Here is a 20,626-nt window from a genome sequence, read left to right on the forward strand (position 1 = left end):
ATCGGTTGGATCAGCCGCAACCGCCGCCTCGCCCGCGACTTCGAGCGACACTGCCGCATCGCCGCCGCCTTCGTCCGCATGGCAATGATCCGCATCATGCTCCGCCGGCTGGCCAGAAAGCCCTCAGCGTGAATCGAAACTTCCCGGATGGGCTCTCAGACTCGGGGTCTGGTGCCTTTCATACTCCGGCACTTTCAGGAGCATTGGGACACCTCAGACGGTGTCTCATTGAGGCCAGGTGCCGTCCCCTTTCGCTCGAGGAATTCTGCCAGGACCTTCTCCGCCCAGCCGGACGCAGTCCTATCCGGCACGATGGCGAGGAATTTAGCGCCCCGGATGAGACCGGCGCCGGCGCAAACAAGGGACTGGCGTTTGTCGGGCCGCTCCTCGACTGTCTTGTGACCAGGTGGCACTTCAAGCCCCGTCATTATCACAATCCAGTGTACGCGGCATCTTTAGGGCGTGCCAGCAGAAAATAGTGGTGACAATGACAGGCACAGGCATTGTGCGCAAACTTTTGCAATCGTATCCATTTATATACGGATATTATAGAGCGAACAAAACTTTAGGCTCTTGGCAGGGCCAGCTTCCACCGAGTGCTCGGGTCGAAGTTTTCTCGAAACATCGCCCTGGCGCTTGGAGCGGTCCCTTCCGGGCTTGATCCGCTTGGCTCGGGTATACCGGCATACCAGCAGCATCTCGGGCGCTCATGGCCTGTATTTCGGCGCTGAGCCCAGCCTCCTGTGAGCTTCCTGCGAAACGGGCCTGATCGTGGCGCTTGGCATGCAGGAAGCGTTGATCCTGCCGGACGCTCACGTATTTCCTGATTGTCCCGGCGTCAGCGCCGGGCCCCGCCCCGTCCTGGCGCCCGCTTCCTGCTGTTGCGGATGTAGAGGGCCTTCGACGGCCCGTCACCGTGGCGCCGTTCCTCCATTTCGAACAACGGCAGCGTCGCCACCAGCTCGCTCAGCTTGCCGTAGCCGTAGGAGCGGGAGTCGAACTCGGGCGCCTGGTTGGCGATATTGCGGCCGACCGCACCGAGCGGCGCCCAGCCCGTATCGTCCGAAGCCGCCTCGACCGCGCCGCGGATCAGGTTGACAAGCCGCGTGTCCGCCGTCAGCGCCTTCGCGCCCTCCCGTCCAGCCGCCTCGCGGGCCGGCGCTTCCGGTCCGAGAAGCTCGATATAGACGAAACGGTCGCAGGCAGCGACAAAGGGCCGCGGCGTTTTCCGTTCGCCGAACCCGATGACCAGCAACCCGTCCTCCCGGATTCGCCGCGCCAGCCCCGTGAAGTCGCTATCGCTCGAGACGATGCAGAAGCCATCGAGCCGGCGGGAGTGCAGCAGGTCCATCGCGTCGATGATCATGGCGCTGTCGGTCGCGTTCTTGCCGACCGTGTAGCGGAACTGCTGCACCGGCTGGATGGAGTGGTCCAGCAGCACCGCCTTCCACCCCGCGAGGTTTGGCGTCGTCCAGTCGCCATAGGCTCGCCTGACCCCGGCCGCGCCATACTTCGCAACCTCGGCGAGCAGCCCTTCGGTCACCGAGGGCCGTGCATTGTCGGCATCGATCAGCACGGCAAGCCGGGAAGATCCGGAGGTATCATTGGCCATGCTGCGGTTCCTTCCATTGCCGGCGCGCCCAGGCACCCGTTCCTGATTCGGAACCACGGACCTAGCCTGTCCAGGCGCAGTGTGTACCTCGTACCCCAGCAAGAGCCATTCTAGGGGTGCAGCGCCGACACTGTTATGCCAACCGCCGCCCGGGCACCGAGCCACGGCGCAGCGACAGCAGCTTCTGCGACCGCGTTGAGGAGGCATAACGAGCCTGTGCCCACCCACTCGGCGTCCTGCCTTTCGGGGCCGAAAGGCGCTGCGGAGCCCTGAACTGGACGGAGGGCCGCGCGCTGTCAGGATGGTAGGGCGGCGACATGCTACCGGCTGCCGATCTCTGGCGGCTGAGAGGGCGAAGAAGTGCCATGGTTGCACGGATTTCGATCACCCTGTCGAGGCGCAACCAGGATGCCGCCTTCTTCGACATGGATGGCGTGCTGACCGACACCGCGCGCCTGCACAACCGCGCCTGGAAGCGCCTGTTCGACGCCTTCCTGCAGCGGCGCGCGGTAGCGAGGGGCGAGCCCTTCATTCCCTTCGACGCGCATGCCGACTACCTCACCCATGTGGACGGCCGGCGCAGGGAGGATGGCGTGCGGCAATTCCTCGCCTCGCGCGGCATCCACCTGCCGGAAGGCGCGGCGAATGACCCGGAGGAGGTGGAGACCATCGCCGCCCTCTCCCGCCGCAAGAACGGCTACTTCGCGGAGGAACTGCGGGCCGGGGTGGAGCCCGCCCCCGGGGCCGAGGCGCTGCTGCGGGCGCTGCTGCGCCAGGGTATCCGGACCGCCGTCGTCTCCTCGAGCCGGAACTGCGCGGCGATTATCGAGGCGGCTGGCCTCGCCGGCTTGCTGGAGGTGCGGGTGGACGGGGTGGATGCGGCGGCGCTGGACCTGCCGGGCAAGCCCGCTCCTGACCTGTTCCTGGAAGCCGCGCGGCGCCTCGGCGTGGCGCCATCCCGCGGAGCGCTGTTCGAGGACGCCCTCGCCGGCGTCGAGGCCGGGCGGCGCGGCGGATTTGGCCTCGTGGTCGGTGTGGATCGCGGCGGCCAGGCGGAGGCGCTGCTTCGCCATGGCGCGAAGCTGGTGGTCCACGACCTGTCGGAGGTCACGGTGGCGCCGGGCTGCGGCTGATGGCGCTCAGGTCTGAACGCCGATCCGCCGTAGCCTGTTGTCTGCTGGGCCGGCGCACGCCCCTCCACGACCTGCGCTAGCTTCGCGCCGGCGGCGCGGCAGGCGCGAAATCCGGTATCGGCTCCGGCACGGGGGGCGGAGTCGGGCGGCTGGCGGTGGGTGCGGTGGTGGTGAGCCGAACCTCCACCACCCCATCATGGAGCACGGTCAGCTCGTCGCCCTCGACCAGGTGATAGGTGGTGACGTCGTGGCCGACCTCGACGCGCAGCCGCCGGCCGCGAATCGCCAGCGGGAAGCGCAATGCGCTCCATTCCTCCGGCAGGCGCGGCCGGAAGGAGAGGCGGCCGCCATGGTCGCGCATCCCCGCGAAGCCGCAGACCAGTGCCAGCCAGGTGCCGCCGATCGAGGCGATATGCGCGCCATGCCGCATGTTGCCGCCGATGTCGGAGAGATCCATCGTCGCAGCGAATTGGAAATACTCGCGCGCCTTGCGGGCATAGCCGATCTCGTTTGCCACGATGCTCTGGATGCAGACGGAGAGCGAGCTGTCATGCGTCGTGATCGGATCGTAGTAGTCGAAGTTGCGCTTCCTCTCCTCGGGAGAGAACTGGTCGCCGAGCAGGAACATCGCCAGCACCGTATCCGCCTGCTTGATCACCTGCCGCCGGTAGAGGTTCAGCGGGTGGTAGTGCAGCAGCAGGGGGTATCTGTCCTCAGGCGTATTGGCGAAATCCCATGCCTCCTTGTCGAGGAAGCTGTCGTCCTGCGGATGGATGCGCAGCCGCTCGTCCCAAGGCAGGTACATGCGCGCCGCCGCCGCGCGCCATTCCGCCGTCTCCTCCACGCCAAGTCCCGTGCGATCGGCGAGAGCGGTGAAGGCATCCGGATGGTCGCACCGCATGGCGTCCAGCGTGTCGGCGGCGTAGTACAGGTTCTCGCGCGCCATCAGGTTGGTGAAGTAGTTGTTGTCCACCACGGCCGTGTACTCGTCCGGTCCGGTCACGCCGTTGATGCAGAAGCGCCCCTCATGGCGCGGCGAGAAGAAGCCGAGGTCCCACCAGAATCGCGCCGTCTCGACCAGGATCTCCGCGCCGAAGCGGTGCAGGAAGTCCTCGTCGCCCGTGGCCTCCACATACTTCCGCAGCGCATGGGCGATGTCGGCGTTGATGTGGTACTGCGCGGTGCCGGCCGCGTAATAGGCCGAGGCCTCGTCGCCGTTTATGGTCCGCCACGGGAAGGTGGCGCCACGGTGACCGAGTTCCTTGGCCCGCGCCCGGGCGCGGTCCAGCATGTCATAGCGGAATTTCAGGAGATTCCTGGCGATCCGCGGCTGGGTGTAGATCAGGAAGGGCAGGACATAGATCTCGGTGTCCCAGAAATAGTGCCCTTCATAGCTCTTGCCGGTGAGGCCGCGCGCGCCGACGCCATGCCCTTCGGCGCGCTCGGTCGCCTGCAGAAGCTGGAACAGGTTCCAGCGGATCACCTGCTGCAGCCGCGGCTCGGCGCCTTCCACCTCGACATCGGCATGCGCCCAGAAGCGGCCGACGCGGGCCTCCTGCTGCTTCAGGATTGAAGGGAAGCCGCTCTGCACGGCGCGGTCGAGTGTCCAGGCGACCTGCGATCGCACCTCGGCCGGGTCGCTGCGATCGGCATAATGGTAGGCGAGGTACTTCCAGAGGCGGATCGGCATGCCGCGCCTGCCCTGAACCTTGAACGCCACGGCGGCGAAGTCGTCGGTGCAGGTGCCCTCCTGGGTGAAAGGGCAGGTGGTCTCCAGGACATGATCCATGCCGCAGCCCAGCACCAGCGCCGACCTGGCGGTGGAGTAGCTGAGGATCGCACGCAACGCCTTATGGCGTGTTCCGACCGGCTGCAGCACCCGGTCGCCGAAGCCGGCCGCGAGCCGGGGGTCGAAGCCGTCGCCGGGCAGCGGTGCGCGGTGCAGCATCTCCGAGGAGATGACGATCTCGGCATCGGCATCCTCCGGCACCAGCTCGTACTGGATCGCCGCGAGGTGACGGTGCTCGAAGGAGACCAGGCGGAGCGTGCGCAGCCGCATGCGCCGACCGGTGGGCGTCGCCCAGGCGATGTCGCGGACCAGGGCACCTATCCTGAAATCCACCGCCCGGCGGAAGGAGAGCACCTCGGCCTCTGCCGGGATGAAGGGTTCGCCGTCGATGAAGAGCTTGATTACAGTGCCATCCGGACAATTCAGGATGCTCTGGCCGACGCGCGGAAAGCCGTAGGCGTGCTCGCCATAATTGAGCGGACGCAGCTCGTAGAAGCCATTGAGGAAGACGCCCGGCTCCTGCAGCGGCCGCCCCTCATCCGGCGTGCCACGGATGCCCAGATAGCCATTGGACAGCGCGAACATCGTCTCGGCCTGACCGGCGAAGTCACGGCTGAGCGCCGGGTCGAAGTGGACGCCGCCAAGCGCCCATGGCTCTGGCGGAAAGATGTCCGGTGGTGGCAGTCGGCGCTCACGCAGCATGGTCTCTCCATTCATCCCCGCCCGGAGTCCACAGATGTGGGATCCCTTGGGTACAGGAGAGGGGGCGGAGCGCCGATTCGCCTCCATGCCTCGCTGGCAGCGTGCAACAGCAGGCTGGGCGGCTACCCAGGAGCGGCGGCAAGGTCAATCACCCTGTCCCGTGCCGATTCGCCCTACGAGCGAGCAGATCAGCCTGACGATGCACCAGCCGGTCCCTCCACAGCGATGGATTTCGGTGCGGCGCTGTGGTCTGCCCTGCTCCGGCGAGCAACCGAATTCGGCCTACTGCAATTCGAGAATCACCGGCGCCACCATATCGGGGATGATACCATCTCCACTCACAGGGATGCGCGCGCCGATTCCCGACCATCGATCGCATCAACGGGCCGGCTGCGGTTCTCCCCACGCCAAATGGAAGAACATCGAAGCGCATCCACGCTCCAAAGGCGATTGAATTCGGAATGTGACCTGCAGTGCGCACGAAACCGCTTGAGGCCGGGTTCCATCACCGCCTGCTACGCTTTAGCAGCGGTAGGAATGAGACGACGCATCCTGCTTCTCGGCGCCACCGCCCCGGCTTTGCTCACGGCAACCATGCGTTCGGCCGACGCGGCCCCTGGCAGGCGGACCGGGCGCCGCCAGATCGGCCCGGCGCCCAGGCGCCTGCAACTGCGGCACGCTGCGACGGGTGCGCGGTTCTCAGGCCCCTACCATGACGGGACGCTGGCCGACCCGGCTGCCATGGCCGAGCTCTCGATTGTCCTGGCCGATACCCGGACCGGCGCAGTGCACCCATTCGATCCGCGAGCGATCGACATACTCTGGGAGGTGGCCCGTCAGGCCAGGATCGGTGGCGGCGATCTGGTCGTGCTGTCCGGCTACCGCACACCCGAGACCAATGCGGCCGTCGACGGCGCAGGCGACAGCCAGCATCTGCGCGCGGGTGCGCTCGATGTGCAGGTCGCGTCGGCACAGCTGACCGGCTTCGCGGAAGCTGCCCTGGCGCTTGGGCGCGGTGGCGTGGGCGTGTACCAGCGCCGCGGCTTCGTCCATGTCGACAGCGGCCCGGTACGGCGATGGGGCGATGTGGCGCCAGGCCCAGCCGGGCCTGGCAGAGCGCCAGCGGACGACCGGATCGCCCGAATGGCCGAAGCCTGGGCCGCCCTGCGCGGGCGCTGAGCGTCCGATTACCGTCATCAGCATCACGGCCCGATCACGTCCGAGGGTAATGCTTGCGGTCAAGCAGGCGGCTTGAGCGTTCATGAGACTGCCCGCCGCAGTCCGGTAGCGGAACCGGCGGTGATCCCGGGCATTCTGGAGGGCCGTCGCCACATCCACCGCGATGGACAGCGTGACCGCGAGTTCAGTTGGCGGTCACTCTGCAACTCGATCATTGCCGGGGTAGAGCGGATCGCAAGGGACGTGAACACCTCGACGCCTGGATCCGCTCTGCAAACAGCAGACGACAGCGGAGGTCGCGCGGACCATGGCGCATTCCGCAGCCCCGCCAAGTGGATCCAGCGGTCGAGGTTTCGAGCCAACGCCGCCCCCCTGGTGCGGCAGCTGGGCGCCGCGCACTCCCCGTCCCCTCCACAACCCTCTCTGGAGCGAGACCTGCAAGCTGTCGCGCTGCCCTGCCTTCGTCGACAAGGCTCGTGACCTGGTCGGGCTTTACCTCAAGCCTTCGGGCGTCATCAGAACAGTGGCCTGCCGGTGACGCACGGCCCTGGCGCCATGTCCCCCTCAGGCCGCTTCATACTCTTCAGGACTTCGCCATGGCGCACATGCCGTCGGCGATGGGGCGAAAGGAGCGGTCCGCCGGAGTCACAGCCAGTATCTTATACACATCGCCCGGGCCGCGGCTTTCGGCCGGCGACTTCACCTCAAACAGGTAGGTGGGATGCAGCTTGCGCCCGTCCCGGCGGATCGTGCCCTGGCCGAAGCAGTCGTCGTCCGTCGGCATCTCCACCATGGCCGCGACCGCATCTTTACCCGAGGCCTTTGCGCGCGCCGGACCCATCGCCTTGGCCACCTTGAGGTAATGGACCAACGCCGAGTAGTCGCCAGCATGATTATGGCAGGGAAAGGTGTTGGCAGGCAGCTGCGGACGCAGGCGGTCCATGAAGGCACGCGTACGGTCGTTCAGGTCCCAGTAGAAGGTTTCCGTCTGCGTCATGCCCTGCGCTGTCTGGAGACCGAGCGACATGACGCTGTTGATGTAGCCGGTAAGCCCGACAAAGCGAATGCCGGACCGCATGAGCCCGAACTCCTGCGCCTGCTTCACGGCGTTCACGAAGTCGGTGCCGGCGCCAAGGAAGGCAACGACTTTCGCACGGCTTGCCTGAGCCTGCAGCAGGAAGGCGGAGAAGTCCGTTGTCTCCGGGAAGGGATAGGTGACCGCGCCGAGAACCCGGCCGCCGCCGGCTTCCACCGAGTGGGTCGTGTCGGCCTGCAGCGTGTGCCCGAAAGCATAGTTCGGCGTGATGAAGAACCAGGTGTTGTAGCCCTGTTTAACAAGCGGCTCGCCGGTGGCGTGAGACAAGCAATAGGTGTCATAGGCCCAATGGATCGCATTCGAGCTGCAATGCTCGGAGGTCAGGGCCGAAGTCGCGGCCGAGGTGTTCAGGTGCACCTTGTCCTTCTGCTCGACCACGGTTTTCATGGCGATCGCCAGTGCAGAGTTGCTGACGCCGAGCACCACGTCCACGCCGTCGCGGTCGAACCATTGGCGCGCGACGGCGAGACCGACATCGGATTTGTTCTGGTGGTCCGCCACAAGCAGGTCAACGCCGATCCCGGGATTGGCGTCCTGGAATTCCCGCACCGCCTGCCGGGCGCAGGCAACGCTGGTCGGGCCCGAGATGTCGCGGTAGGCGCCGGACATGTCGTGCAGGATGCCGATGCGAATGGTCTCCTCGGTCCGCCTTTGCTGCGCGAGAGCCGGGGCCCCGATTGCGGCTGCGGCGAGCATTCCGGTGCCGAGCACGGCACGGCGATGCATGATCATCTGTTTCCTCCACTTTCCGCCGGCAGCCTTGTACCGGTGCTGACGCCGGAAGCATCGCTCGAACTTTCGCTTCGGGGCAAGGGGCTCACCATCCACCCTGGGTCCTGCCGCTTGGCCCGGCGATGCTGCGGCATGTGCTGCCGGATCTACGATGCTGGACCGCCAGCCAGGATCCGGCGTGCCCGCTTCGCCCCATCATTGCACTGGCAGCCGAACATCGATCGATCGGTCAGTCGTGCAGCCGGGCAATCAGCCGCAGCGGATGCACTTCGCGTCGGTGTCATCATTTAGCGGACGGGCCAGCGGCACGCCGTGCAGGAAGCCCACGCCGCATCCGCGGTCGGCCCGGCTCAGAAGGCGGCGTAGCTGCCCACCAGGTCGAGAGCCGATGCCGCCGGCCCGAAGGCCGCTACGTCGACCCTTTCCGGCAAAGGGGCTGCGGCTTCCACGAAGCCCAGCACATCCAGCCCCGCTGCTCCGGCATCATGCACGAGGGCACGCACCTGCCGCACCTCGGGCAGGCCCTCATAGGCGGCACATATGCCGGCGACCACCGCATCCACCCCTCCTCGTGCCAGGCCACGAAATCGCAACACCAGGACCCGGCCCGAGCGGGTGGTGACGGCATCGCCGGGATAAACCTGCTCCCCGGTGAAGCGCTGGACACGGGCCCGCGCCGTGACGCGCTTGGTCCAGGGGCTGGAGTTGTCATGCGCCACGCGGAGATAGGCGGGCGAGTCCATCACCGAAGCATGTTCCAGGTCGTACATCGCGAGGTAACGGGGTGTTCCACCGCTCGCGTGCATGAAACGCAGCCCGGTGAGGATGCCCGGCACCGCCAGACGCTCCGGGATATGCTCGGTGTCGTACCAGGCGTTGAACTCCTCCTCGAAGGCCGGCGGCGGGTGCATGAAGACGAGGAGGAAGCCCTTTCTGGCCATGGATGGAATGCTCCTTGCTCAGCGGGGACAAAGGTCTGAGCGTGCGCGCCTGGGCGCTGCATGGTGCCGCCGCCGGTGGTACGGCGGGTGCGGCGCGCCTGGCATGCTCCTCCCGGTCAATTGGCGCGCAGGTTGACCGCCTGGATCACGCCAAGCCAGAGCGCGCGATCGGCGGCAAGACGTTGCGTGATGGCCGCACGATCCTCGAAGCGGGGGGTAAGCCCGCCTTCGGACATACGACGGACGACGGCAGGGTCCGCCATGGCGCGGCGCACGGCCGCCTCCAGGCGGTTCACCAACTCAGGTGCCATGGCCTTCTGGCCGCAGAGCGCGAACCAGCCGACCACATTGAAGCCCGGAATCAGCCGCGACAGCGGCGGCACATCCGGGAACAGCGGAAAAGGCTCCTCGTCCGAGATCGCCAGCAGCCGCAGCGCTCCTTCCTGCACATGGCGCGCCACGTCGGCCATATTGGTGATCATGAAGTCGGTGCGCCCGCCCAGGATGTCGACAATGGCCGGGCTCGCACCGCGATAGGGGACGTGAACCATGTCCACGCCTGTCTTCTGCTTCAGCAATTCCCCCTGCAGGTGCTGGGCGGAGCCCACGCCGGCCGAGGCGAAGCTTACTTGCCCAGGCTTCGCGCGTGCGGCGGCCAGCACGTCCTGCACGCTGCGGTAGGGCCCGTTCGCGGCAACGACAAAGCCGTAGGAGGAGAGCGCGACATTGGCGATCGGCAGCAATTCCACGCCGGGATCGATGGGCAGGTTCGCGCCGACGAGTTGCGGTGTGATGGACATCGTGCTCATCGGACAGATGAAGGTCGTGGATCCGTCCGGCGTGCTCCGCGCCGTCTCCTGCGCGGCAACGATGCCGTTCACGCCGGTGCGGTTCTCCACGACGGCGCGCACGCCGAGAATGGGCCCCAAGGCATCCGCCAGCAGGCGCGTCGCCATATCCGAGGATCCGCCGGCGGAGGCGCCACTCAGGATCCGCACCGTGCGTTCCTGTGCCATGGCGGGAAGCGCTACAGCCGCGGCGAGCAGCGCGGCGGCGATGGTCAGGCGGCGTCGTTTCATGGATGGTTTCCCTGTTTCACCCGGATGTTGCCGGCGCGGACGGTCTAGCGCCAGATAAGGCAGTCGGCCTGCATGGTGCGGCCGAAGGTGACGGCATCCTCAAAGCGGGGGCGCAGCCCATTGCCAAGCGCGCGCTTCCGCACGACGGAGTCGCGCAGCGCCTGGCCGATCGCGCCAAGCATGCACGGCAAAGCCCGGTCGGCGGCGATGTCGGTCCCGGTGGCGATGTTGAGTACCTGCATCCCCGGCGCGAACCGGGCCGCGCGCAGCATGGGGCGGAAGGAATTGCCGGATCAGCTTGCCGACCCGGTCGTATCCGGCCGCGACGGACCCGCAGAACTGGAGTTCGGCCATGGGACATGCCCCTCCCAAGCACAGCACGGCGACCGAGGCAGACCCTCGGCGGTCCGACGCCCTTTCGAAACTAGACGGATGGCCGCGGGCCAGGCCACGTCTTTTCGAGAGTAGCGTCTGGACCGCACCGGACGGCACCTTCCAGATTCCGGCCAAGGTTCGTTCGGGAACCACCCAGGAGAGGCGAGCGAGCGGCGTTCACTTCGCCGGGGAAGTGGCGCTGAGATGGTAAGGAGTTCGGCCCCCGGCAGCTTGGTCCGGATCAGTCTTGGTGTGGTTTGCGAATGGTTTCCGATGCCCTCGCATCGGTGAACACTCGCCTGTCGCTGCGCTCTGCAGGCAAGGCGTGTCAGCCGGCTGAGCCATGGAAGCCTGTCGTTTCCGGCCGTTACGGCAGGCAGGGATAACCGCTTGGCGCATTTGGCGAACAGCGGGACGGCTACCCGGAACGTGCCTCACCCAGACCTCGGCGCCGGCGCGGGCGGCGAGCAGCCGCCAGGCATATCGCGGAATGCCGGTCAGACCCCGTGCTCCAGCGCCGCAGCGGCTTCCGGTGCGGGCAGGTCGAACATTGGGGCGGCGTCCTTCCGGTGGGGGGAATAGCAATGGGCGGAACGGGGATGGCGGCAGGGCGTTGGCGGGCCAAGGATAGCGGAGTGACGCATCATGGCCATCGAAGCCAACAGCGCCAGCTGGACCGGCCAGTCGGACCATGCCCCCAAGGCACCCCAGGTCTGCGGCGAATTCCACGACCGGGAGAAGCTGGACGAGGCGCTGTCCCGACTGGAAGGCAGTCTGTTCCAGCGGGCCGACCTCTCGGTGCGGGTGCCGGGGCGGGAGGATGAGCGCAGCGATTCCGACCGGGAAACCCCGGTGCGGGAGGATGATGCGCGAAACCTGCGCCAGCTTGGCGTCGGCACCGCCTCGGCGGCTACCGCCATGGCGGCGGCCGGTGTCGTCATCGCCACCGGCGGCGCCGCGCTGCCGGCGGTGGCGGCGGCGGCGGCCGCCGGGGGCGCCACCGCGGCAGCGGGCGAGGCAGCCGGTGCTGCCGCGGCGCCGGGCGGCAAGGCGCCGCAGCACCAGGCAGCGGATGTCACCGGCACCGTGCTGATGGTGCATGCCGATACGTCGGAGAAACAGGCCAAGGCCGAGGAGTTGCTGCAGGCCTGTGGCGCTACCAGGATCTGGCGGCAGGACAGCGCCTGAAGCCGCGGTGCCGCGCCGGCCTCCGGGCACGACCTGCCCGCCGGCCGGTGCTGGCCTGCACCTATGCCATTTCAGAGGTCATTGCGAAGGGGCTTGCCCTTGGCTGAGCCGCTATCTCCTTCGACCGGCAGTGCGGCGCCGGTCGCAACCGTGCCCCGCAGCGCGTGCGGACCTTGGTTGCACCTTTATGCTTCCAGTCGTTTGGGGTGTGGATTACAAGCGCCGCTCGCGTTGCCTGTTACGCCCGGGGGGGTGTTCGCGCACCGCCGGATTACCACATGGGTACCGCGTCGCCAGGACTGCGCGCCGTCTTTCCACGGACACCCCCGGCTCCCCAGGCCCGCTCTGGCGGGAGTGGCGGCGTGTGAACGTGGCGAGACGCCGCCCTGGCGGCATCGATGTATGGAGGGCGTGGCCCCGTGGCGATGAACCGCGGCAATACCACGCGCAGGAGTGGATCGACGATGGACGGGTTTGTGACGGATACCATGCTGGACGAGGCCGAGCCCGAGCTGCGGAGCTCCCGCCCGCTCGGCGCGCCGAACCTCGATGCGCTGGTCGCCGACGCCCCGATCGAGGACCTGCCGTCCTGGGCGGAGGCCGACATCATGGACGAGCCACCGCCGGAGGCCGAGGCCGAAGGCGAGGAGGCCGAGGCCACCGCCGAGGAGGATGAGCAGGCCGCGCCGGCCGCCGCGGTTGCCGTCGCCGGCAACGTCAACGAGGCGAATCTCGGCCGCACCGACGACCCGGTGCGGATGTTCCTGCGTGAGATGTCGCGCACCGAGTTGCTGACGCGCGAGGCCGAGGTCGCCCTCGCCCAGCGGATCGAGGCCGGGCGCGAGGCGATGCTGAACGCCCTTGGCGAGAGCCCGACCACGCGGGCGGCGCTGGCCGAATGGCGCGACGCCATCGCCGACAGCCGGCTGCCGCTGCGCGAGGTGGTGGAGCTGGAGGCCCTGGCCGCCGCGGCCGAGGCGCCGGAGCACCCGGAGGACGAGCCGGCCGACCAGACCCAGGAGCAGCGGCTGCGGCCGGAAATGCTGGCCGCCTTCGACGCGGTGCTGGCGCTTCCCCAGAAGGAGGCGGCGGCGGCGCTGCTCGGCACGCTGCGGCTGCGCGCCGACCGGATCGAGGAGCTGATCGGCCGTATCCGCGACGCCAATCGCCGGCTGACCGTGCTGGATGGCCGCGCCCTGCGCGCCGCCCAGGGCGGCAAGATGGACCGCGAGGCCTTCCTCAAGGTCTGGAACGGCGGGGCCGCCGGGGCGAAGAAAGTCGCGGCCAAGCTGCCGAAGGCGGCTGCAGAACTGCGCGCCATCCGCGGCGAGATCGCGGCGCTGGAGACGGAGGTCGGCCTCGAAGCCCCGACCCTGCGCCGCGTCTTCCAGGAGATGGCGCGCGGCGAGCGCGAGATGCGCCGGGCGAAGGAGGAGCTGACGCGGGCCAACCTGCGGCTGGTCGTCCACATTGCCCGCAAGTACCGCAACCGCGGCCTGCTGTTCGGCGACCTGATTCAGGAAGGCAACATCGGGCTGATGCGGGCGGTCGAGAAATTCGACTGGCGCAAGGGCTTCAAATTCTCCACCTACGCCACTTGGTGGGTGCGGCAGTCGGTGACCCGCGCCATCGCTGACCAGGCGCGCACCATCCGCGTGCCGGTGCACATGGCCGAGACCGCGTCCAAGGTGGCGCGCATCGGCCGCAGCCTGGCCCAGCGCATCGGCCGCGAGCCGACGCCGGAGGAACTGGCGACCCGGCTCGGCATGCCGGTGGAGAAGGTGAAGTCGGTGCAGGCCATCGCCCGCGAGCCGGTCAGCCTGGACACGCCGATCGGCGAGGACGAGGACGGCCGCCTCGGCGACCTGATCGAGGACCGCCATGCGGTGCTGCCCTTCGATGCGGTCGCCCGCTCCGGCCTGCGCGCCGCGGCGGCGAAGGTGCTGGCCGACCTGACCCCGCGCGAGGAGCGCATCCTGCGGATGCGCTTCGGCATCGGCATGGAGCGCGACCACACGCTGGAGGAGGTCGGCAAGACCTTCAACGTGACCCGCGAGCGCATCCGCCAGATCGAAGCGAAGGCGCTGCGCAAGCTGCAGACCGGCTCCGGCGGCCGGGCACTGCGCAGCTTCCTGGAAGGCGACGCCGGCGGCTGAACCGGCGGCGCGGCCAGGGCGCTGCGTTCCACAACCTTGCGTTGACGTCCCGGCGCAGAAGCATACAGTCTCCGGCGAGAACCGCTTCGGGCTGACCCCTCCGGTCGGCCCGAAGTCGTTCTGGTGGAGGCAGCACCGGACATGGCTTCAGGGTCCAAGGAGGAGCAGCGGGCCTGGATCGCCCGGGTGCTCGGCATCGCAGCACCGCCTGACCCGGCCGCCCCTAGCCTGACCGCACGGCTACAGGCGACGGGCGCCCGGTTGCAGGCGATGAAGGCTGCGGCCGACCCGCGCCTCGCCAACCTCCTCCCCGGCTTCGCCGCAGCGACCGCGGCGGTGAAGGCGGGCACGCCGGATGCCGCGGCGCTGATCGAGGCGCTGGAGGGGGCGCTCGCCGGCCCGGCCGCTGCCCAGGCCACGTCCCAGGCATCATCCCCCGGGGTCAGGCCGCCGGTCGACTTCCGCGCCCTGGCGGAGCGCTGGCGGGCGGCGGAAGGGGGCGCGACACAGGCGCTGGCCGAGATCGGCGCGGCCATCCTCGCGCTCGACGAGGTGAAAGCCGACCCCCGCTACAAGCATGTGGTTCCGGCGATGCGGGCGCTGCCTGGGCTGCTGCCGCCTGCCGGCGCGGCCCTGGCCGCCGCCCTGGCTGGCGCCGATGGCCCGGCCGCGGCGCGCGATGCGCTGCGCGGCTACCGGCAGGCGCTGGCGGCGGCGAGCGCGCTGGCGCGGCTGGAGGCGGTGGCGGCACGGCATGTCGGCGCCCGGCCGGTGCGGGCGCCGCTGGAAGCGGCGATGCAGGACATCGAACAGGCGCTGGCCGAGGTGGCCTAGGGCAGCTTCAGGCTGAACCTGTCTAGAAAGACCTGATTTTGTAGTGGTTTTTCCATGCGGGCTGTTTCCGGTCCGCAGGACGCTGCTCCAGCCAGGCGACGGCCCGCGTGGGCTGCCGACTGGAGACCAGAGCGGATCGCGGAGGGACGTGAAGCCGCTGCAGGCTTCCGTTCCGGCGGGTCGCCGGAACCTGCTGCGCCGGTTCCGCCGGCCCGCTTCGACCGATGGCGTGGGAGAGTCCTGGATGTCCGAGACCAACACCTCCACCCGCTCCGCCCTGGTGGATGAGCTGGCGGCGATCCTGCCCGGCATCGCCGAGGCCGTTGCCGCCGAGGCGGAGGCGATCGAGGCCGAGGCGCTGCGCCGGGACCGGGCGGAGTACGAAGCCGCCTTCGCCGCCGCCGAGAAGGCGCTGGAGGCGGTGGCGGCCCTGCCGCAGGGTGGCTTCGTTGCCGAGGATCTGGCGGCGATCCGTACCCGCCACCTGACCGAGGCGGATCGGCTGGCAAGCGGCTCACCCCCTGCCTTCCCCCGGGCGCTGGAGGCGCTGGCCGGCGTCGCCGCCGCCTGCGCCGCGCCCCGCGCGCTGGCCGAGCGCCACGCCGCCTGCCTGCTGCTGCACGAGGCAGCCCTGGCGGAGGTGGCCGCGCTGACCGACCCGCTGGTGAAGCCGGACCGCGCCAGTATCGAACAGGAGCTGATCGGCGAAGCGGCGACCGCCGCCGCCGTGCGCGACCACGGCACGGCGGAGGCGCTGCTGAGCCAGGTCGGACCGCGGGTTGCGGCGGCGCAGCGCGTGGTGGCGCGGCAGGCCAGTTTCGCCAAGGCGCTGGAGGCGGCGAAGCAGGCCGTGGCGGCGCTGGTCGCCGAAGTCATCCGCGCCGACCGGGAAAACATCGAGACGGCGCTGATCGGCAAGGCGGAAGACGCGGCCGCGCGGCGCGACTTCAATGCTGCCGAGGCGCTGTTGCGGCAGGTTGCGCCCGCCTGCCTGCTGGCGCAGGGCGTCGCCACGCGGCACGGCCTGCATGCGGCGGCGCTGGCCACGGCGCGGCAGGCGCTCGCCACCCTGATCGAGCCGGTGATCCAGACCGACAAGGCGGCCATCGAGACCACGCTGCTGGACGCGGCGGTGAAGGAAGCCGCGGCGCGGCGCTACGACGCGGCGGACGGGCTGCTGGCGCAGGTGGCGGACCGGGTGGCCGCGGCCAAGGCGCTGGCGGCGCAGGCCGCCGAGTTCGATGCGAAGCTGAAGGCCCTGAAGGCCCGCCTCGCCCTGATCACCGACCCGGTAGCGGCGCCGGAGGTGACCAAGGTGCGGGAGAGCTGCATCGTCCCGGCCGAGGCGGCGGCGGCGCTGCCGGGGCGCGACTATGCCGGGGCGATCGCGGCGCTCGGGCCGGCGGCGGCGCTCTGCGATCTGGCGGAATTGCATGTGCGGCGCTACGCCGCCGGGCTGCTGGTCGCGGAGCAGGCTTTCGCCGCCTGCGAGACCCGCTTCACCGATTGGAGCAATGGCCGTGGCTGGCCCGGCATGAGCGGCGGCGCCGATGCCATCGGCATCACCGATGTGATGGCGACGGTGAAGCAGGAGACGATCACGGCGGCCAAGGCGCATGCCGTCGGCGGCCGCTATGCCGAGGCGATGCGCCTGCTGGAGGCGGTGGCGGCGCGGCTGAAGCCGGTGCGGGCGCAGGTGGAGGCGTTCATCGCCTTCCTGATCGAGAAGGACGACCAGATCACCGAGCACAACGCGGCGTTCAACGCTGCGCCGATCCCGGAGATCGGGACCGCCTTCGGCAATCTCATCGCCTCCCACTACACCGTCGCCGTCGATGCGGCGAAGCTCGGCGAATACGCCGGGGCGACAAAGCTGGTCGCTGGCTGGCGCAAGCCGCGCCAGGCGATCGAGGCGGTGGCGGCGAAGTGGAACATCGCGGAGGCCGCGCGCGGGACGCTGACCCTGGCCTGCATCGCCGACGAATCCGACCGGGTGTGGGACGAGCTGATGGTGCCGGCGGCGCAGGATATCGCGGCGGATGCGCTGGCGGCGGCGACGAAGAAGCTCGACGACGCCATCGCCCAATGCCCGCGCATCCTGGCCTATGGCACCGCACTGGATGCCGCGGAGGCGGCGATGAACGGCGGCGCCGGGATGTACGACGACGCGGAGACGGATCTGCGTGACCGGCTGATCACCCCCGCCGAGGCCCTGGCGCAGGGCTGGGACTACCCGGGCGGCACGGCGATGCTGCGCAAGGTGCCGGCCGCGGCGGCCGACGCCCGCACCTTCTTCACCGAGGTCGACGCGACCCACCAGGCCAATCAGGCAGCGCAGACCGCGGTTTCGCAGATCACCGCCGATCCCGATGCCGCGGTCGCCGCGATCGAGGCCCTGCTGCCGCCGCTCGAAAGCCATACCGAGGCGACGCGGCTCACCGACGCGATCGAGCAGATGCGGGAGCTGATCGACGAGGCCAAGGAGATCATCGCCAAGGTGGACCTGAACGACGTGGTCGCCCAGGTGGAGCTGGCGCCGGCCCAGGCGAAGCTCGGCGAGGCCGGCGACCTGGCCGTGGCGATCCGCGCCGCGCTCAACAACTGGTCCGCGTTCATCAAGCGCCACCAGGAGTTGACGCAGCGGCGCAACGCAATCGACGCGGTGGCGGCGCCGGAGAAGGCGGCGCTGAAGACGAACTTCCTCGATGCCGCGATGAGCGGCTTCGACCAGGACGATCCGGCGCCGAGCCTCGACCTGCTGGCGCGCGGCGAGGCCGAATGCACCAAGGTCGAGGAGCTGGCCCGGCTCGCCTTGGCCTATCAGGCGGCGCTCGGCACCGCGAACACCGACCTCGCCACGCTGGGCGACCCCTTCCTCGTGCCCGACAAGGCTCAGATCAAGGTGGATACCATCGATGTGGCGGCGGCCGAGGCCATTGCGCGGCGGTTCCAGCCGGCGATCGATGCGCTGCAGCCGCTGGCTGCCGCCTGCGCCCTGGCGCGCGACATCCTGGCGCAGCAGGCGCTGTACGAGCCGCAGCGGGTCGAGCTGCAGCGGCTCTACGACATGGCCGCGAACAACCTGGCCTATGCCACCACCACCGGCGGGCTGCCGGCGCGCGCCGACCTGAACGCCGCCCAGGCCGAGATCCTGACGCAGCATCTGCAGGCCGCCGCCGCGGCGGTGGCCGGACGCGGCCTCGGTGCCCCCGCCCTGGCGGCGATGCAGCGGGCGGTCGGGCTGGTCAAGGCCGGCCAAGTGAAGGCCAATGCGGCGGTGGAGGAGTCCTACCGCTACGCCGTCGCGGCGCAGAACCGCGCCACCGCCCAGCTCGCCCTGGACGCGCTGAAGGGGCACAAGGGCAAGGCCGAGGTGGCGGTGGAAATCGCCGGCTTCGATCAGGCGATGGCGCATGCCACCCAACTGGAAGCTGCCGGCCAGAACACCGCGGCGGCACGGATCTACATGGAGGTGGGCTGGGATTGCGCCGGCGCGACGCGCATCGCCGACAGCGCCGGCGCCTATGCCGATGCCAGGGATGCGGCCGTAGCCCGCATCGCCACCTGCCAGGGCAAGGTGGATGGGCTTGCGCCACCCTCCGCCCTCATCGCCGCCCGCCTCGCCACGCTGCAGGCGGAGACCGTCACCCAGGCCGCCGCCCAGGCCAAGGCGCGCGACTACGCCCCCGCCATGGCGCTGCTGGCGACGGTGGAGGCGCGCTGCGTGGCGGTGGAGGCGCTGGTCACCGCCGAGGAGCAGTACCACCCGGCGCTGGTCGCGGCGGAGCAGGAGCTGGCGAAGCTGACCGGGCCGGCGACCCTGCCCGAGGCGACGCGGATCACCGAGCAATTCATCGCCCCCGCCAAGGCTGCCGTGGCGCGGCTGGAGCATGCGCCGGCCATGGCGCTGCTCGGCAAGGTGGCGGCGGCGGTGGCGGCGGCCTCGGCAATCGCCGCGGGGGCCGGCGAGGCCCAGGCGGCGCGCGACACCGCGGCCGGCGACCTCGCCGGCCCACTGCCCGGCGCGATCTCTGCGGTGGAGGCGCTGCTGGCGCCGTTGCTGGCGCATGACCAGGCCGCGGCGATCAAGGACCTCACCGACCCGATCGCCGACGCCATCGCCGCCGCCAGGGTGGAGCCGCCGCCGGCGGATGCGGCGCCGCGGCTCACCGAGGCGGCCGATGCCTGCGTCGCCGCGCGGCTGGCGGCCGAGCGCCATGCCGCCTTCGCCAAGGCGCTGGCCGGCGCCGAGGCCGCCGCCAAGGCGCTGACGGACCCGCTGGTGGCAGCGGATGGCGCCGCCATCGCCACCAGGCACACCGAACCCGCAAAGGCGCTGGCGGCGGCGCCGGGGCGTGATTTCGCCGGCGCCATGGCGCAGCTTGACCTCGCGCTTGCCGCTGCCGCGGCGGCCAAGGCGATACTGGCGCGCGATGCCGATTTCCAGATTGCGCTGGCGAAGGCGCAGGCACTGCTCGACGGGCTGAATGCCTTGAAGCCGGCCAAGGATCCGGTCATCGGCGATGCGGCGGAGGCGATCCAGACGCAGAAGCTCGACGCCGCCAAGGCGCTGGCCGGCCTGCCGCAGCGCGACCACGCCGGGGCGGAGGCGCTGCTCGCCGGCATCGCTGCCGCCTGCAAGACCCTGGCGCTGCAGAAGAAGGCAGCCGGCGGCGGGGTGCCGGACGAGTTGGAGATCAAGGCGCTGATCGACGAGCCGGGTGGGGCGAAGCAGCTGGATGCCATGGTGGCGACGCTGCCCGACACCACGCCGCGCGGCGTGGTGGAGGCGCTGATCAGGCTGCGCTTCGACCTGGACTCCTTCCAGAACCTCGACGCCGGCGGCGGCGCCAAGGACGCCGCCCTCGGCAAGTCGAAATCGCTGAAGAAGATCTACGCCCTGCTGGCGATGGTCCCGGACAGCCACACCCGCGACAACCCGAGCCTCGACAGGATCGAGCGCTATGGCGGCGAGGCCTCGCTGCCGGAGAACGTCAAGCGCGGGTCGTATTTCGCCGGCGGCGACAAGAAGGTGGTGCTGTCCTGCGGCCGCGCCACGGATGCGGACCCGCATCCGCTCGACGGCGTGGCGCTGGCGCTGCCGGAGGTGGAGCCGGAGTGCGAGATGGTGCCGGACAGCGAGGTGCCGGCCCCGAAATACTTCGACTGGACCACGCTGCACGAGGTCGGCCACGCAATCGACGACAAGAAGCGCTTCATGCAGGGCAAGGCCGGCGACGGCGCCTTCGGCGGCTGGCAGGTGCATGGCCGCGACGTGATGCCGGTGGCCAAGGCGGTGGCGAAGGCCTGCAGCTTCGAGGGCCCGGCGGCGGAAGCCTATCTCGCGGCCTATCTGCTCGGCGGCAAGCCGGCGGTGCCGACGGCGCCGATGGGCCGGGACGCCGGGGATTGGGCCTCCAGCGCGGCGAAGGCCGCCGCCTGGTGCGACGCGATCCGCGTGGACCAGGAGTTGTGGGAGAATGGCGGCGCCACCGCCGCCCATGCGGTGGACGGAAGGGTCTATCACGAAGCCTATGCCGGCAGCTGGGTGAGCTACGATCTGGCGGCCCGGACCAAGGGCATCACCGGCTACCAATTCCGCGCGCCGGGCGAATGGCTGTCCGAGCTCTACGCCGCCTTCCACAGCGGCAAGCTGAAGAAGAGCCACCCCGCCGCGGGCTGGCTTGAGACGCTCTAGCAGGCTGCCGAGAAGGGGAATGCGACCATTTCCGTCAGGCGCGGGATTGAGCCGCGCATCGGGACATCCGGTGAAGCCAGCCGGTTGGTTTGCCGGGTCAAGCCCGGCCATG

12 protein-coding genes and 1 pseudogene are annotated in these 20,626 nt (G+C 69.6%); 7 read left to right on the top strand and 6 right to left on the bottom strand.

All coding sequences use genetic code 11. The features are described 5' to 3' along the window. Positions 1-132, top strand: a pseudogene (locus tag H7965_RS32260) (IS5 family transposase); the annotation flags it as partial. 706 nt (positions 133-838) lie between these two features. Here H7965_RS32260 and H7965_RS09860 read toward each other — a convergent pair. Further along, positions 839-1,576: an NYN domain-containing protein gene (locus H7965_RS09860; RefSeq protein WP_229682565.1), complete on the bottom strand. Its 738-nt coding sequence runs from the start codon at positions 1,574-1,576 to the stop codon at positions 839-841. Positions 1,577-1,977: 401 nt separating this feature from the next. On the opposite strand from H7965_RS09860, the gene H7965_RS09865 reads away from it, so the two are divergent. Further along, a complete protein-coding gene (locus tag H7965_RS09865; protein WP_186770413.1) occupies positions 1,978-2,745 on the top strand; it encodes an HAD family hydrolase in 768 nt (255 codons plus the stop codon). A gap of 76 nt (positions 2,746-2,821) precedes the next feature. On the opposite strand, the gene H7965_RS09870 is transcribed toward H7965_RS09865, so the two are convergent. Then, entirely contained in the window at positions 2,822-5,236 is a 2,415-nt protein-coding gene (locus H7965_RS09870) for a glycoside hydrolase family 65 protein (protein WP_186770414.1), read from the bottom strand. Between the two features lie 537 nt (positions 5,237-5,773). Here H7965_RS09870 and H7965_RS09875 point away from each other — a divergent pair. Next, the gene (locus H7965_RS09875) at positions 5,774-6,415 is read left to right on the top strand and encodes a YcbK family protein (protein WP_186770415.1); all 642 of its coding nucleotides are present in this window, start codon (positions 5,774-5,776) and stop codon (positions 6,413-6,415) included. Positions 6,416-6,998: 583 nt separating this feature from the next. Here H7965_RS09875 and H7965_RS09880 read toward each other — a convergent pair. From H7965_RS09880 to H7965_RS09895, 4 genes are all read right to left on the bottom strand, one after another. Continuing rightward, on the bottom strand, positions 6,999-8,243 hold the full coding sequence (locus H7965_RS09880) for an ABC transporter substrate-binding protein (protein ID WP_186770416.1): 1,245 nt from the start codon (positions 8,241-8,243) through the stop codon (positions 6,999-7,001). A gap of 350 nt (positions 8,244-8,593) precedes the next feature. Beyond that, positions 8,594-9,184, bottom strand: a complete 591-nt coding sequence (locus tag H7965_RS09885; RefSeq protein ID WP_186770417.1) for a DUF4286 family protein — start codon at positions 9,182-9,184, stop codon at positions 8,594-8,596. Between the two features lie 116 nt (positions 9,185-9,300). Next, positions 9,301-10,263: a Bug family tripartite tricarboxylate transporter substrate binding protein gene (locus H7965_RS09890; RefSeq protein ID WP_186770418.1), complete on the bottom strand. Its 963-nt coding sequence runs from the start codon at positions 10,261-10,263 to the stop codon at positions 9,301-9,303. A 44-nt stretch (positions 10,264-10,307) separates the two neighbouring features. Next, the gene (locus H7965_RS09895; protein WP_186770419.1) at positions 10,308-10,535 is read right to left on the bottom strand and encodes a hypothetical protein; all 228 of its coding nucleotides are present in this window, start codon (positions 10,533-10,535) and stop codon (positions 10,308-10,310) included. A gap of 748 nt (positions 10,536-11,283) precedes the next feature. On the opposite strand from H7965_RS09895, the gene H7965_RS09900 reads away from it, so the two are divergent. The 4 genes from H7965_RS09900 to H7965_RS09915 all read left to right on the top strand — a co-directional run bounded on the left by H7965_RS09900 (position 11,284) and on the right by H7965_RS09915 (position 20,514). Beyond that, positions 11,284-11,826, top strand: a complete 543-nt coding sequence (locus H7965_RS09900; RefSeq protein ID WP_186770420.1) for a hypothetical protein — start codon at positions 11,284-11,286, stop codon at positions 11,824-11,826. Between the two features lie 464 nt (positions 11,827-12,290). Then, complete coding sequence (rpoD, locus tag H7965_RS09905) at positions 12,291-13,982, top strand: RNA polymerase sigma factor RpoD (RefSeq protein WP_186770421.1); 1,692 nt, start codon at positions 12,291-12,293, stop codon at positions 13,980-13,982. Between the two features lie 141 nt (positions 13,983-14,123). Continuing rightward, positions 14,124-14,816, top strand: coding sequence for a hypothetical protein (locus tag H7965_RS09910; protein WP_186770422.1), 693 nt, complete (start codon positions 14,124-14,126; stop codon positions 14,814-14,816). A gap of 244 nt (positions 14,817-15,060) precedes the next feature. Next, positions 15,061-20,514, top strand: coding sequence for a hypothetical protein (locus tag H7965_RS09915; protein ID WP_186770423.1), 5,454 nt, complete (start codon positions 15,061-15,063; stop codon positions 20,512-20,514). Positions 20,515-20,626 lie beyond the last annotated feature (112 nt).

The organism is Siccirubricoccus deserti (genome assembly GCF_014283215.1).
Lineage (GTDB): Bacteria > Pseudomonadota > Alphaproteobacteria > Acetobacterales > Acetobacteraceae > Siccirubricoccus > Siccirubricoccus deserti.